The organism is Streptomyces chengmaiensis (assembly GCF_029846775.1).
In the GTDB taxonomy this organism is placed as follows: domain Bacteria; phylum Actinomycetota; class Actinomycetes; order Streptomycetales; family Streptomycetaceae; genus Streptomyces; species Streptomyces chengmaiensis.
The window spans coordinates 38,771-52,294 of sequence record NZ_JARWBG010000027.1 but is presented as its reverse complement, the minus strand read 5'-3'; the positions used below and the strand labels follow the sequence as shown (position 1 = coordinate 52,294).

The window sequence follows — 13,524 nt, the reverse complement described above, 5'->3', positions numbered from 1 at the left end:
CGGGGAGTTCCACCGCCATGGTCCGCGCCGCCGTTCTGCCCTCCATCGGCTCCCCGCTGGAGATCACCGAGATCGAACTGCCCGAGCCGGGGCCCGGCCAGGTGCGGGTCCGCCTGGCCGCCGCCGGGGTCTGCCACTCCGACCTGTCGCTGTCCGACGGCACCATGCGCGTGCCGGTGCCTGCGGTGCTCGGCCACGAGGGTGCGGGCACGGTCGTGGCCGTAGGGCCGGGCGTCGGCCATGTGGCCCCCGGCGACGGCGTGGTGCTCAACTGGGCGCCGTCCTGCGGCGGCTGCCACCACTGCTCCCTGGGCGAAGTGTGGCTGTGCGCCAAGGCCCTCGCGGGGGTGGGCGACGTCCACGCGGTCACCGCGGACGGCGTCGAACTGCACCCCGGCCTCAATGTCGCGGCCTTCGCCGAGGAGACCGTCGTCGCCGCGAACTGCGTCCTGCCCGCCCCCGCTTCCGTCCCCCTCGCCGACGCCGCCCTCCTCGGCTGCGCCGTCCTCACCGGCTATGGAGCGGTGCACCACTCCGCCCGGCTGCGCGAGGGCGAGTCGGCGGCCGTCTTCGGCGTCGGCGGAGTGGGCCTCGCCGCGCTCCAGGCCGCGCGGATCGCCGGCGCGGAGACGATCGTGGCCGTCGACGTGTCCCCCGCGAAGGAGGAACTCGCCCGCGCGGCGGGCGCGACCGACTTCCTCCTCGCCTCCGAGACCACGCCCAAGGAGATCCGGGCGCTCACGGCGGGCCACGGCGTGGACGTCTCGATCGAATGCGCCGGCCGGGCCGCCGCCATCCGCTCCGCCTGGGAGTCCACCCGTCGCGGCGGCCGCACCACGGTGGTCGGCATCGGCGGCAAGGACCAGCAGGTCACCTTTAACGCCCTGGAGATCTTCCACTGGGGGCGCACCCTCTCCGGCTGCGTGTACGGCAACTCCGATCCCGCCGCCGACCTTCCCGTGCTGGCGGACCACATCCGCGCGGGGCGGCTGGACCTGAGCGCGATGGTGACGGAGCGGATCGGGCTGGAAGGAATCCCCGCGGCGTTCGCCGACATGACGGCCGGCAAGGGGGGCCGTGCGCTGGTGGTCTTCTGACGGCCTTCCGGCGGGCTGCCGTGTGAACCCCCTCCGGGCAGCCGGCACATCGGGCTCTTTGGAGCCTGAGGAGCGCGGATACCGGGGGGCGAGCCCCGGACGCGGCCGAAGCGTCAGCTGCGGATCAGCGCCCGGTGCTGGAGCTCCAGCCCGTCCAGCAGGGCGCGCAGGCCGGTCTCGAAGGCGTCCTCGTCGATCCCCTCCCCGCGGTCGGCCAGCAGATGCGCCTGGCCCAGGTGCGGATAGTCGGCGGGGTCGTACGCGGCGGCGTCGCCGACGAATCCGGCGGTGAAGGATCCGAGCGCCGAGCCGGTGATGAAGTACCGCATCAGCGCCCCGACCCGGGTCGCCTGGGCGGGCGGCCAGCCCGCGCGGACCATCGCGCCGAACACGGCGTCCGCCAGGCGCAGCCCGGCCGGCCGGCGGCCGGGGCCGCGCGCCAGCACCGGGACGGTGTGCGGGTGCGCCAGCAGGGCGGCGCGGTAGGAGACGGCCCAGTCGTGCAGCGCGGTGCGCCAGTCCCGCCCGTCGTCCTCGTCGAACATCGACAGATCGACCTGGGCGCTGATCGCGTCGGCGACGGCGTCGAGGATCTCGTCCTTGTTGCGGAAGTGGTTGTAGAGGGAGGGGCCGCTGACGCCGAGCTCCGCGGCGAGCCGTCGGGTGGAGACGGCGTCGAGCCCCTCGGCGTCCACTAGCGCGCTCGCCGTCTCGACGATGAGCTGTCGGCTGAGCAGGGGCTTGCGCGGTCGGGCCATGCGACACATTCTGCCCTGACCGGGGTCTTTGCGTTCCGGCGCGTTCTGGCGCGATCTGGACGCACGCTGACCTGCGCAGACCTAAGCGCTTGCTCACCGTCGCGGTATGGTGTTCGTCCTGACAGTGCGGAAGGGGCAAAGGACGATGACTGCGGCGGAGGAGACGGCCCGCGAGGACGCGCCGTGGGGCGAGGTCACTCCCGAGGCGGCCAGGAAGCTGCTCGTCGCCGCCGTAGCGGCCTTCGCGGAGCGCGGCTACCACGCCACCACGACCCGCGACATCGCGGGCCGGGCAGGGATGAGCCCGGCCGCGCTCTACATCCACTACAAGACCAAGGAAGAGCTGCTCCACCGGATCAGCCGCATCGGCCACGACAAGGCGCTGGAGATCCTCCAGGCCGCCGACGCCTCGGGAGGCACCCCCTCGGAGCGGCTCGCCGAGGCTGTGCGCTCCTTCGTCCGCTGGCATGCGGGGCGGCATGACACGGCGCGGGTCGTCCAGTACGAGCTGGACGCTCTCAGCGACGAACACCGCGCGGAGATCGTCGGCCTGCGCCGCCGGAGCGACGCGGTGGTGCGGGACATCCTCGACGAGGGTGTGGAGACGGGAGAGTTCGACGTCCCCGACGTGCCGGGGACGACCGTCGCGGTGCTCTCGCTCTGCATCGACGTGGCGCGCTGGTTCAACGTCGCGGGCAGGCGTACGCCGGACGAGGTCGGCGCGCTCTACGCCGACCTCGTGCTGCGCATGGTCCGCGCGCAGAAGTGACGGCGCGCAGCTGAGTCGCGCCGGGCCGCGCGTCGGGAGCGGGTCAGAAGTAGTAGCGGGACACCGTCTCGGCCACGCACACAGGCTTGTCGCCGCCCTCCCGTTCGACGGTGACCACCGCCGTCACCTGCACCCCGCCTCCCGCCTCCGTGACGTCCTCGAGCACGGCGGACGCGCGCAGCCGTGAGCCGACGGGCACGGGTGCGGGGAAGCGCACCTTGTTGGCCCCGTAGTTGACACCCATGGTCATGCCCTCGACGCGCAGGATCTGCGGCACGAACACCGGCAGCAGGGACAGCGTGAGATAGCCGTGGGCGATGGTGCCGCCGAACGGGCCTGCCGCCGCGCGCTCCGGGTCCACATGGATCCACTGGTGATCGCCGGTCGCCTCGGCGAACAGATCGATCCGCTTCTGCTCGATCTCCAGCCAGTCGCTGTGCCCCAACTGCTCCCCGACCCCGGCGCGCAGCTCGTCGGCGGAGGTGAAGACCCTCGGCTCGGCCATGTCCCTGCTCCCTGACTCTCGCGATCACTGTGCAAGCGCTTGCTCAGCATGCGGGTCGGGCCGGGGCCTGTCAACGGGCCCGGCCGGCGCGGGGTACGACGACGCCGCAGCTGCGCCCCGCGCCGGTTCGTTCAGCACCCCGGCGGCGCCGGCTCACGCCACCGACGCCAATGCCCCCTGCGTCCCCCGCGGGCCCCGATCGGCCCGTTCCCCCCGTGCCGTGCCCCGCATGTCCGGCGTCGTCCCCCGTGTCGCCGCCGCCCGCTTCGCCGCGTCCACCGCTTGGCGCGTGAGCACCGGCTGCGGCACGACGATGCCGCACCCCGTGCACACCGGGCCGAACGACGGCTCACAGCTCAGATCCTGACGCCAGACGACGTCCGTGCCCCCGCACACCGGACAGGCCGCCCCCGGCTCGGCCTCCAGTGCCGCCGTCAGCCGCCGCAGCACCTCGCCGAGCGGCGCCTTCGGATGGTCCGCGGGGCTGTCGCAGCGGGCGATCCCGTTGCCGCCCCAGGTCCTGCGGTGCCAGTCGTCGACGAACCCCGGTCTGCGCAGCCCCGCATGCTTCTCGCGCCTGCGGCGGACGGCGAAGTTCTTCTCGTACGCGAGCCAGACGGCCCGCGCCTCTTCCAGTTCCTCGAGCGCGGCCACCAGCCGCGCCGGATCGGGTTGCCTGTCCTCGGGTCCGAAACCGTGCCTCGTGCACAGATGGTCCCAGGTCGCACGGTGCCCATAAGGGGCGAACCGCTCAAGGCACTTGCGCAGCGAGTAGCGCCGCAGCGCCAGATCGCACCGTGTGTCGCGAACCTGTCTCGCAAGACTCCGGAAACCGGCCATCGCACTGCCACCTCCGTCGCTCGTACTTCGGCGTCAAGGAATGGACGTACGAGTGCCCGATCCGGCTCCATCGAAAATCCGATGGCCGCCATCAGTCACCCGGTGCCCCCGGTGCCCCCGGTGACCCGGTGACCCGGTGACCCCGGCGGGCCCCGGCAGTCCGGCGTTCGGCGGCGCAAGCCCGTTGTGGGAATTCAGAAAATCTGACGGGCACTCACCTTACTGCCGCGTCATACCGTCAGTAACCTCCGTCGCACCGGCCCCCCACGAGGAGCAGCCATGCGCCGACGCACCGGAAGACTGACCGCCGCGACCGCCGTGGCGGTGTTCGCACTCGGCGCGGGGCTCGCAGCCCCCGCCCCGCACTCCGCGGCCGCCGCCCCGCCGGACCGCGTCAACCATGAGGCAGCCCCGGCCGACCACTGCCGGGGGCAGTGCGCGGACATCCTGCCGCCCGGCCAGAACGGCAACGCCACCCTCGTCCAGATCCTTGCCCATCAGCTCTTCGGCACCCGTCCCGCCCACAGCTCCGACCAACTCGCCCGCTACGAGTCACTGACGGGCGGCTACAGCGGCCTCACCGACGCCGCGCTCACCGAGTTCTTCAACGACGCCTCCTTCGGTGTTCCTGAGGACCAGGTCGAGTCCGTCACCCGCCCCCGCAACGACGTCACCATCACCCGGGACAAGAAGACGGGCGTCCCGCACATCAAGGGCGACACCCGCTACGGCACCGCCTTCGGCGCCGGCTACGCGGCAGCGCAGGACCGCCTGTGGATGATGGACCTCTTCCGGCACATCGGTCGCGGATCGCTCACCTCCTTCGCCGGCGGCGCGCTCGCCAACCAGGCCATGGAGCAGCAGTTCTGGCCGCAGGCCCCGTACACGGAAGCCGACTACCGGTCCCAGATCGAACGGATCAGACAGACCGAAGGCGCCCGCGGCGAACTGGCCATGGCCGACGCCCAGGCTTACGTCGACGGCGTCAACGCCTACCGCAAGGCCGCCAAGGACGGACGCTACTTCCCCGGCGAGTACGTCCTCACCGGCCATGTCGACGCGATCACCAACATCGGGGAGATCAAACCCTTCTCCCTCACCGATCTGATCGCCATCGCCTCCGTCGTCGGCGGCCAGTTCGGCGGCGGAGGGGGCGGCGAGGTCCAGGCTGCGCTCTCCCTCCTCGCCGCCCAGCAGAAGTACGGCGTCGTGGAAGGCACCCGCGTCTGGGAGTCGTTCCGGCAGCGCGAGGACCCCGAAGCCGTGCTCACCGTCCACGACGGCACCCGCTTCCCGTACGCGACCCGTCCGGAGAACCCCCGCGGCGGCGCGCTGCCCGACCCCGGCTCCGTCGTTCCCGAGCAGCTCGTCTACGACAGGACAGGCTCGGCCGGAACGGGGGCCAAGAGCCCCGTGCGCGCCCCCGAACTCCTCCGGCCCGCCCAGGGCATATACGACGACGGCGTGCTCCCGCCCGGCGCCCTCGACCCCCGGCGCGGCATGTCCAACGCGCTCCTCGTCTCCGGCGCCCACACCGCGAGCGGCCACCCCATCGCCGTCTTCGGCCCGCAGACCGGCTACTTCGCCCCGCAGCTGCTGATGCTCCAGGAGCTCCAGGGGCCCGGCATCTCCGCCCGCGGGGTTTCCTTCGCCGGGGTCGGCATGTACGTGCAGATGGGCCGCGGCCCCGACTACGCCTGGTCAGCCACCTCCGCCGCCCAGGACATCACCGACACCTACGCCGTCGAACTGTGCGCGCCCGACGGCGGCGTCCCCGACAAGCAGACCGCAGACCACTACCTCCACCGCGGCCGCTGCACCCCCATGGAGAAGCTGGAACGCCGCAACGCCTGGAAGCCCACCGTCGCCGACTCCACGGCGAAAGGCTCCTACCGGATGCAGGTCTGGCGCACCGAGTACGGCATGGTGACCCACCGCGCCACCATCGACGGCGCTCCCGTCGCCTACACCTCGCTGCGCTCCACCTACCGGCACGAAGCCGACTCCATCATCGGCTTCCAGCTGCTCAACGACCCCTCTTACGTCACGGACGCCGCGTCCTTCCAACAGGCGGCGCACCACATCGACTACGCCTTCAACTGGTTCTACGCCGACTCCCGCACCGCCGGGTACTTCAACAGCGGCATGAACCCGGTGCGGGCCGAGGGCGTCGACCCCGCGCTGCCGGTGCGGGCCGAAGAGGCCTACGAGTGGCGGGACTTCGACCCGGTCCACAACACCGCCGCGTACACGCCGTTCGCCGAGCACCCGCAGTCGGCAGGCCAGGACTACTACATCTCGTGGAACAACCGGCAGGCCGAGGGCTACGCCGCCGCGGGATTCGGCTTCGGCTCGGTGCACCGCGGGGATCTGCTGGACGACCGGGTGGCCGCTCTCGTCGCCCGGGGCGGGGTCACCCGGGCGTCGCTCACCCGAGCCATGGCCGAGGCGGGCCTGACCGATCTGCGCGGCGAGCAGCTGCTGCCCGAGCTGCTGGCCGTGCTGCGGTCCCAGCCGGTCACCGACCCCCGGCTCGACGCCGTCGTACGGCAGCTGGAGTCCTGGCGGACAGCGGGCGCCCAGCGCAAGGAGACCACGCAGGGATCGCGGCGCTACGCCCACGCAGACGCGGTGCGCACCATGGACGCCTGGTGGCCGCTGCTGATCGAGGAGCAGTTCAAGCCGGGTCTGGGAGAGGAGCTGTACGGCGCGTTCACCGCGAACCTCGCGGTCGACGAGTCCCCGGCCGCCCGCCACGGCGCTGCGGGCGCCCACGGCGGCTCCGCGTTCCAGTACGGCTGGTGGGGCTTCGCCGACAAGGACCTCCGGCAGGTCCTGGGGGAGCGGGTCGAAGGACCGCTGGCCCGCACCTACTGCGGCGGCGGGTCGCTCACCGCATGCCGTGACGCCCTGCTGACCACCCTCGGGCAGGCGGCCGCCACTCCGGCGACCGAGGTCTATCCGGGAGACGACGACTGCGCGGCGGGCGACCAGTGGTGCTCGGACGCGCTGGTCCACCGCCCGCTGGGCGGCATCACCCACCCCGCAGCGCACTGGCAGAACCGCCCGACCTATCAGCAGGTCGTCGAGTTTCCCTCGCACCGCTGAACCCCGGCGCCGGCGCAAGCGGGGCGAGAGTCCGGCGGTGGGATGATGGCGGCGAGGGAAGGAGCACGGGTGGCCGAGGTCGATGCGGAGGCGGGCGGACGGACCGCCGGCCGGGACACGGGCACGGCGCGGGCCGCGGCGGCGCGGCGTGGCGACGGCCGGACCGAGCGGGGCCGCCGGACCCGTCTGAGGATCGTCGACGCGCTGCTCGAGCTGGTGGACGAAGGGGTGACGGAGTTCCCCGCCGACCTGGTCGCGGAACGGGCAGGCGTCTCCCGGCGGCTGGTCTTCCACCACTTCGCCGATATGCCGGAGCTGGTGGACGCCGCCGTCAGCAGGCGGCTGGAGCAGCTGGCCGAGCAGATCCGGCCGCTGCCCGAGGAGGGGTCGCGGGAGGTCCGGGTCGCGGCCCTGGCGGAACAGCGCGCCCGCATCCTGGAGTGGATCACGCCGACCCGGCTGACGATGCTGCGGATCGAGGATCCGTCGCCGAGGGTCCGGCAGGCAGCGGAAGAGATCTTTGCGGACGGCCGGCGTCGCATCGCCGAGATCTTCGCCGAGGAACTGGGCCGCCTTGCCGAGGACCCCCGGGCCCTCTTGCTGGACGGCCTCGACGCCGTCACCACCTGGGGCGCCTGGCACCACTGGCGTTCCACGGGCAAGACGCCCGCGCAGGCCCGCCGGGTGATGGAGCAAACGGTGCTGAGCCTGCTGGCCGCCGCCGACCGGGAGCCGGGAGCGGCGCGGGACTGACGTCCGGCCCGCACCGCCCCGGGCCCGCCGTCGCGGGTCGCGCCGCAGCGTGCAGCCGCATACGCCGAGGAGCGTGCGGCTGCGTGCGCCACGGCCCGCCGCCGTGGCGTCCGGACCCTTGCATGTGGCCGCCTCCGCGTCCTTGCCGTTCAGATTCCGCTTCAGATTCGGCGGGGTCCGGCGGTGTCTCCAGGGGCGTGGGGCTGCGTCGATGTGCGGCTCCGCCGGGTGGGTGCGATCGGCCACGATGTGCCCGTGTGCGTTCGGCGGCCCATCGCGGCGTTCCCGCGGGGCGCCGGGGAGTTTCGCTCGGATCCCCGGCTTGTACGCCCCGGCCAGGGTGCGGGTGCGGGCGGTCAGGAGAGGGCGACCGGGCCGGCGTCGGCCGACAGTGTCACTCCCTCCGGCCCGGCCGAGACGCCGGACGGCGTCAGGCCCAGCGGGAGCGCGGGCTGCGGCAGCCGGGCGCCGGTGAACGCCCGGGCGACCAGGGGACCCGAGGGGTCCACGGCCCGCCCGGCCACGGACACCGAGACCGGGTGCAGCGCGACGGCTCCTTCGGCCAGCACGACGTCCGCGGTGACCTCGGCGGTCATGCCGAGGACGGTGCTGTGGACCAGCACCTGCCCGTCCCCGGCATAGGAGAGCCGGGGCGCAGGAGCCCGCCCCTGCCCCTGGGCGCCGATGCCGGTCGCCCCGAGGGAGTCGTAGGACACGGTGAACCGGGCGTCGGCCGAGCGGGCCCGGTAGCCGTCCGGCCGGCCGGAGACGTCGCGGAAGGTCAGGTCTGCCCGGACGGGACGGCCCCTCTCCGTGACGGCGTCCGCCTGCACCCGGACTTCCGGGTAGCGGTCCCGCGCAGCCTCCAGCAGAAAGGGACTGCCGGCGATGTCGACGTCCGGCTCGCCTCTCACCGAGGGCCGTTCTGCGGCGACCCGGTCGGCCAGCCGCCCCTCGGCGACGCGGCGGCTGACCCCGTCGGCCACGGGCAGGCCGACCGCGAGAACCAGGGCCAGGACCGCCGCCGCGGCCCCGACCCGACGTCGCCTTCCGGCGGCCGGGTGCCGGCCGGCGGTACGCGGCCGCCGCGGCGCCGCGGCGGCCCCTGCGCGCCGCGGGGTCACGACAGTCCTCCGCGCCGCACGGTGAGCCCGACGCCGTCCGACTGCGACTGCGACTGAGCTTGCGACTCCGGATTCGGCCCGGGTCCGGGTCCGGGTGCGGCGGCTTCGCCGGCCGCGGCGTCGTGTGTCGCAGAGGCCGGGCCGCCGGTCGTCCCACCGGCTTCCGGTCGTGCCCCGCCCTCGGGGTCCAGGTGCGGCAGCAGTCGGTCCAGCCACCGCGGAAGCCACCAGCTGCGCTCACCGATCAGCACCATCGCCGAGGGGACGAGCAGCCCGCGGACCACCGTGACGTCCAGGGCCACCGCGGCGGCGAGCCCCAGGCCGAACATCTTGACCACCGGGTCCGGGGAGAGGAGGTACGCCAGGAAGACACTGATCATGATCAGCGCGGCGGATGTGATGATCCGTCCGGTGCCGGCCAGTCCGGCCACCACGGCGCGCCGGTTGTCCCCATGGGCCATGCGGTGTTCGCGGACGGCGGTGAGCAGGAAGACCTCGTAGTCCATCGAGAGTCCGAACAGCACGGCGAACAGCACCAGCGGCACATATCCCGGTATGGGCGTCGCTCCCTCCAGCCCGATCAGCTCTGCGCCCCAGCCCCACTGGAAGACCGCGGTGAGCACGCCGTAGGCGGCGGCCACCGACAGCAGATTCATCAGGGCGGCCTTGGCTGCCAGGACGGGAGCGCGGAACGCTGTCAGGAGCAGCAGCGCCGCCACCAGGACGACGACGCCGATGACCAGCGGCAGCCGGGCGGCCAGCCGGTCGTTGAGGTCCGTCTGCGTCGCCGTCATGCCGCCCACATGGGCGGTTCCGTCGCGCCCCCGGTCGGTTGCGCCGGGCAGGGTGTCAGCCCGCAGCCGGTCCACCAGCTCGGCCGTCCGGGCGTCGCCCGGCGCGGTGGCGGGTGTGACCTGCCAGCGCACGGTCCGGCCGTCAGGCGCGAGCTGCGCCGTGCCGACCGCGGCCACTCCCGGCGTCTCGGCGAGGGCCTCGCCGACCGCCGCCACGCGTGCGTCGGTGGGTCCGGCGGCCGGGGTGGGCAGGGTGTCGGTCACCTGGAGCGCGCCGTTCACACCGGGCCCGAACGCATCGGCGAGCCGCTCGTAGGAGGTGCGGGCGGCGGAGCCGACGGGCTTGGTCCCCCCGTCGAGCAGGCCGAACGCGAGCTGGGCGGCGGGTGCGGCGAGCACGAGAACCACGGCGACGCCGGTCAGCAGATGACGCCAGGGCCGGGCGGCGACATGAGCGGCCAGCCGCCGCCAGCCGCGGCGGCCGGCCTGCCGGTCTCCGTCCCGCTCGTCCGTCAGCGGCGGCTCTGCCCCGAGACGCCTCCCGAGCAGGCTCAGCAGGGCGGGCAGCAGTGTGGTGGCGGCGGCCACCGCCACCAGCACCGCGACCCCGGGCGCCAGGGCGAGCGCGTACAGCAGGGGGAGTCCGCCGAGGGCGAGGCCGCCGAGGGCGGCGATCACCGCTCCGCCGGCGAAGACGCACGCCCGTCCCGCGGTGGCCGTGGCAGCCGCGGCCGCCTCGACGACGCCCTGCCCCCTGCCCCGCAGCTCCCGGAACCGGGTGAGGCAGAACAGGGTGTAGTCGATGCCGACACCCAGACCGATCATCGCCGCGAGGGTGGTGCCCGAGGCCGGCATGTCCGTCAGATGGCCGGCGAGCCCGACGGCGGCCACCGAGACCGCCAGCCCGGTGACCCCGACGGCAAGGGGCAGTGCCGCTGCCGCCGCCTTGCGGAAGCCGAGGAGGAGGATGACCGAGGCGGCCGCCAGGCCGATCAGCTCGCTGTGCCCGGTGTCCGGCTTGTCGACGGCGGCGGCCAGGTCGCCGCCGGGGGTGACCGAGATGCCGACGGCGCGGGCGGGCGCGGCCGCGGCCACGATGTCGTCCGCAGTCTCGGCCGTGATGTCGCGGCCGGTGACGTCGAGCCCGACGGTCAGGTATGCGGTGCGTCCGTCCGCGCTGACGGCGTGGGCCGCCGCCGAAGCGCCGTACGGCGTGCTCACCGAGGACACGTGCGGCACGGCCGAGATGGCGCGGGCCGCCTCCTCGACGGCGGCACGTGCGCCGTCGTCGGTCAGCCGTGCGCCGTCCGGACCGGTGTGGAGTACCAGCGGCTGCGGCCCGGAGACCGGGCCGGGGAACCGGCGGGCGGCGTCGGCCGCCGCCTGGCTGTCGCTTCCCGGAATGGTGACCGCCTCGCTGGTGACCCGGCCGAGGACGGCCACCGCGGCGCCGAGAGCCAGCAGGAGCAGCAGCCATGCGCCGATCACACGTTTCGGCGCGCGGGCGCAGGTGCGCCCCAGGGCCAGCAGCATCTCGCATGTCTCCCTTCGTCCGGTGCACCGCCGCCGGCCGCGCTCCCGGTCCGCACACAACAAAAAATTGCACTCGCGGTGCATGAATTAACGTTGCATCGCGAGTGCAATAATGTCAATGCGGGTACGGCGTGGGCCGGCTCGCCGGCCCACGCCCTGCCGGGCGTCAGCTCCGCACGATCCGCGCCCGGCCGACGGGCGGCCGGCCGCCCGTCGGCGGGGTGTCAGCCGCGGGGATGTCCGGGCCCCCCTCCGTGGCCGCCGGGCAGTACGCCGCTCTCCGCCGCCTCAAGGACGGCGTCGGCCTGCTCCTGGGTGAGGGTCCCCTCCTCCACCGCCTTCTTGAGGCGTTCCGACAGCCGCTGCTGCCTGTCCTCCTTGCGTTCCTGCTGCTTCTCTCCGTGGATCTTCTCGAGCGCCGCGGTCACCTTGTCCTCGGAGACGCCGAGTTCCTTCGCCAGCGCGGAGGCCAGCTCCTGCTGCCGCTCCTCCCGCCGCTCCTTGCCCTGCTGCCTGCGATCCTTGCGGTGCTCCGCTCGGTCGTCCGACGCAGACGCAGACGCAGACGCAGGCGCCGACGCAGACTCGCTCGCGGCGGACTGCCCGTCGTCCTGCGCCAGGGCCACGGCCGGGAACAGCAGTCCCAGGCCCGCGATTCCTGCGATGGCGAGGCCCACACGGGCTCGCTTGGTCTTCATGGAGAACCTCCAGCGTCCGGTCACTGTGACGTGATCGACGATGGGGCGTCCGGCTGTGCGGAACATGGGAACGCCCTGAGAATTCCCTTTGAGGCCTTGAGGCCTTGAGGCCTTGAGGCCTTGAGGCCTTGAGGCCTTGAGGCCTTGAGGCCTTCGGGGCTTCAAGGGCGGCGTCGGCGCGACGGGCGCAGGGCGCCGCTCAGCGGTGCGGGTAGCGCAGATGCCGCCGCCGTACCCGCCGGAACTCCGAGAGCTTCTCCTGCCATGCCGCGGCGACCTCGTCGTGGTCCGCGCCCGCGTCGATCAGCGTTCGGACCGTCGTAGAGCCGGTCAGCTTGTCGATCCAGTGATCGGGCCGCCAGGCGAATCCGCTCCATACGCGCTTCGCCGTCACCAGCAGGGCCACCCCGGTGCGGACGGGATCGTACGCCTGCCGGTCGTGGACGTGGAGCTGGACGCCGCCGACGGTCGTGCCCTGGAACTTGGAGAACACGGGGGTGAAGTACGCCTCGCGGAAGTGCACCCCGGCCAGGCCGAGCGCGTTGGCCGCCTCGGCCCAGCGGCGGTCGACGCCCTCGGCGCCGAGGAGTTCGAAGGGGCGGGTGGTGCCGCGGCCCTCCGAGAGGTTGGTGCCCTCGAACAGGCAGGTGCCGGCGTAGACGAGCGCCGTGTCCGGGGTGGGCATGTTGGGGCTCGGCGGCGCCCACGGCAGCCCGGTCTCGTCATAGAACGCAGAGCGCCGCCAGCCCGCCATCGGGACGGTCTCCAGTTCCACGGGCCGGGCCAGGAACTCCGCGTTGAACAGCAGGGCCAGCTCGGCGACCGTCATCCCGTGCGCCTGCGCGATCGGCTCGCGCCCCACGAAGGACGCGAACTCCCTGTCGAGCACCGGGCCGCAGGCCGCCCGGCCCGTGACCGGGTTCGGGCGGTCCAGCACGACGAACCGCTTCCCCGCGAGCTCCGCGGCCTCCATGCAGTCGTACAGCGTCCAGATGTACGTGTAGAAACGCGCGCCCACGTCCTGGATGTCGAACACCACGGCGTCCACGTCCGCCGCGGTGAAGATGTCGGCGAGCGGCTGGCCCCGCTTCAGATAGGTGTCGTACACGGGCAGTCCGGTCGCCGGATCGTCATAGCGGCCCTCGGAGCCGCCCGCCTGCGCCGTGCCGCGGAAGCCGTGCTCCGGGCCGAAGACGGCGACGAGGTCCACCCGCTCGTCGGCATGCATCACATCCACGATGTGTCGGGCGTCGCGGGTGATCCCGGTCGGATTGGTGACCACGCCGACGCGGTAGCCGGCCAGGGGCGCATAGCCTTCGTCCGCGAGCCGTTCGAAGCCGGTGCGCAGCCGGTGGCCGGAGTGCGCCCGAGCCGTCCCCGGGCCGCCGGCCGTGACCGCGGCGAGCGCCCCGCCCGTCGCCAGCAGTCCTCGTCTGGACAGATCCATACGGTCCACCTCCGCTGCCGCCGTCATGCACGCTCTGTCATGGCCACGCACGCTAGCGTGAACAAGCCCCGGGCGGAACGATCCGGGCGGCGTGCTCG

At 73.4% G+C, this 13,524-nt stretch carries 11 protein-coding genes; 4 read left to right on the top strand and 7 right to left on the bottom strand.

Going from position 1 to position 13,524, the window contains the following annotated elements; genetic code table 11:
• The first annotated feature begins 17 nt into the window (after window positions 1-17).
• Window positions 18-1,097 carry a Zn-dependent alcohol dehydrogenase gene (locus QCN29_RS22295; protein WP_279930292.1) on the top strand — a complete coding sequence of 360 codons (1,080 nt, stop codon included), beginning with the start codon at window positions 18-20 and terminating at the stop codon, window positions 1,095-1,097.
• A 113-nt stretch (window positions 1,098-1,210) separates the two neighbouring features.
• On the opposite strand, the gene QCN29_RS22290 is transcribed toward QCN29_RS22295, so the two are convergent.
• A complete protein-coding gene (locus QCN29_RS22290) occupies window positions 1,211-1,855 on the bottom strand; it encodes a TetR/AcrR family transcriptional regulator (RefSeq protein ID WP_279930291.1) in 645 nt (214 codons plus the stop codon).
• Window positions 1,856-2,000: 145 nt separating this feature from the next.
• On the opposite strand from QCN29_RS22290, the gene QCN29_RS22285 reads away from it, so the two are divergent.
• Entirely contained in the window at window positions 2,001-2,624 is a 624-nt protein-coding gene (locus tag QCN29_RS22285; RefSeq protein ID WP_279930290.1) for a TetR/AcrR family transcriptional regulator, read from the top strand.
• Between the two features lie 43 nt (window positions 2,625-2,667).
• Here the strand turns inward: QCN29_RS22285 and QCN29_RS22280 are convergent, their stop codons facing one another.
• Both QCN29_RS22280 and QCN29_RS22275 read right to left on the bottom strand, forming a co-directional pair.
• Complete coding sequence (locus QCN29_RS22280) at window positions 2,668-3,129, bottom strand: MaoC family dehydratase (protein ID WP_240136545.1); 462 nt, start codon at window positions 3,127-3,129, stop codon at window positions 2,668-2,670.
• 153 nt (window positions 3,130-3,282) lie between these two features.
• Window positions 3,283-3,969, bottom strand: coding sequence for a hypothetical protein (locus QCN29_RS22275; protein WP_279930288.1), 687 nt, complete (start codon window positions 3,967-3,969; stop codon window positions 3,283-3,285).
• A gap of 279 nt (window positions 3,970-4,248) precedes the next feature.
• Between QCN29_RS22275 and QCN29_RS22270 the strand changes: the two genes are divergently transcribed.
• Together QCN29_RS22270 and QCN29_RS22265 are read left to right on the top strand one after the other, a co-directional pair.
• A complete protein-coding gene (locus QCN29_RS22270) occupies window positions 4,249-7,077 on the top strand; it encodes a penicillin acylase family protein (protein ID WP_279930287.1) in 2,829 nt (942 codons plus the stop codon).
• Window positions 7,078-7,146: 69 nt separating this feature from the next.
• Window positions 7,147-7,830 carry a TetR/AcrR family transcriptional regulator gene (locus tag QCN29_RS22265; protein WP_279930286.1) on the top strand — a complete coding sequence of 228 codons (684 nt, stop codon included), beginning with the start codon at window positions 7,147-7,149 and terminating at the stop codon, window positions 7,828-7,830.
• A 356-nt stretch (window positions 7,831-8,186) separates the two neighbouring features.
• Here QCN29_RS22265 and QCN29_RS22260 read toward each other — a convergent pair whose 3' ends face one another.
• From QCN29_RS22260 to QCN29_RS22245, 4 genes are all read right to left on the bottom strand, one after another.
• Window positions 8,187-8,954 carry an LmeA family phospholipid-binding protein gene (locus tag QCN29_RS22260; RefSeq protein ID WP_279930285.1) on the bottom strand — a complete coding sequence of 256 codons (768 nt, stop codon included), beginning with the start codon at window positions 8,952-8,954 and terminating at the stop codon, window positions 8,187-8,189.
• Window positions 8,951-11,281 (bottom strand): MMPL family transporter, encoded by a 2,331-nt coding sequence (locus tag QCN29_RS22255; RefSeq protein ID WP_279930284.1) that lies wholly within the window; start codon window positions 11,279-11,281, stop codon window positions 8,951-8,953. The genes QCN29_RS22260 and QCN29_RS22255 overlap by 4 nt, the downstream gene beginning before the upstream one ends.
• A 224-nt stretch (window positions 11,282-11,505) precedes the next feature.
• Window positions 11,506-11,979: a hypothetical protein gene (locus tag QCN29_RS22250; protein ID WP_279930283.1), complete on the bottom strand. Its 474-nt coding sequence runs from the start codon at window positions 11,977-11,979 to the stop codon at window positions 11,506-11,508.
• Window positions 11,980-12,178: 199 nt separating this feature from the next.
• On the bottom strand, window positions 12,179-13,426 hold the full coding sequence (locus QCN29_RS22245; protein ID WP_279930348.1) for an exo-beta-N-acetylmuramidase NamZ family protein: 1,248 nt from the start codon (window positions 13,424-13,426) through the stop codon (window positions 12,179-12,181).
• Window positions 13,427-13,524 lie beyond the last annotated feature (98 nt).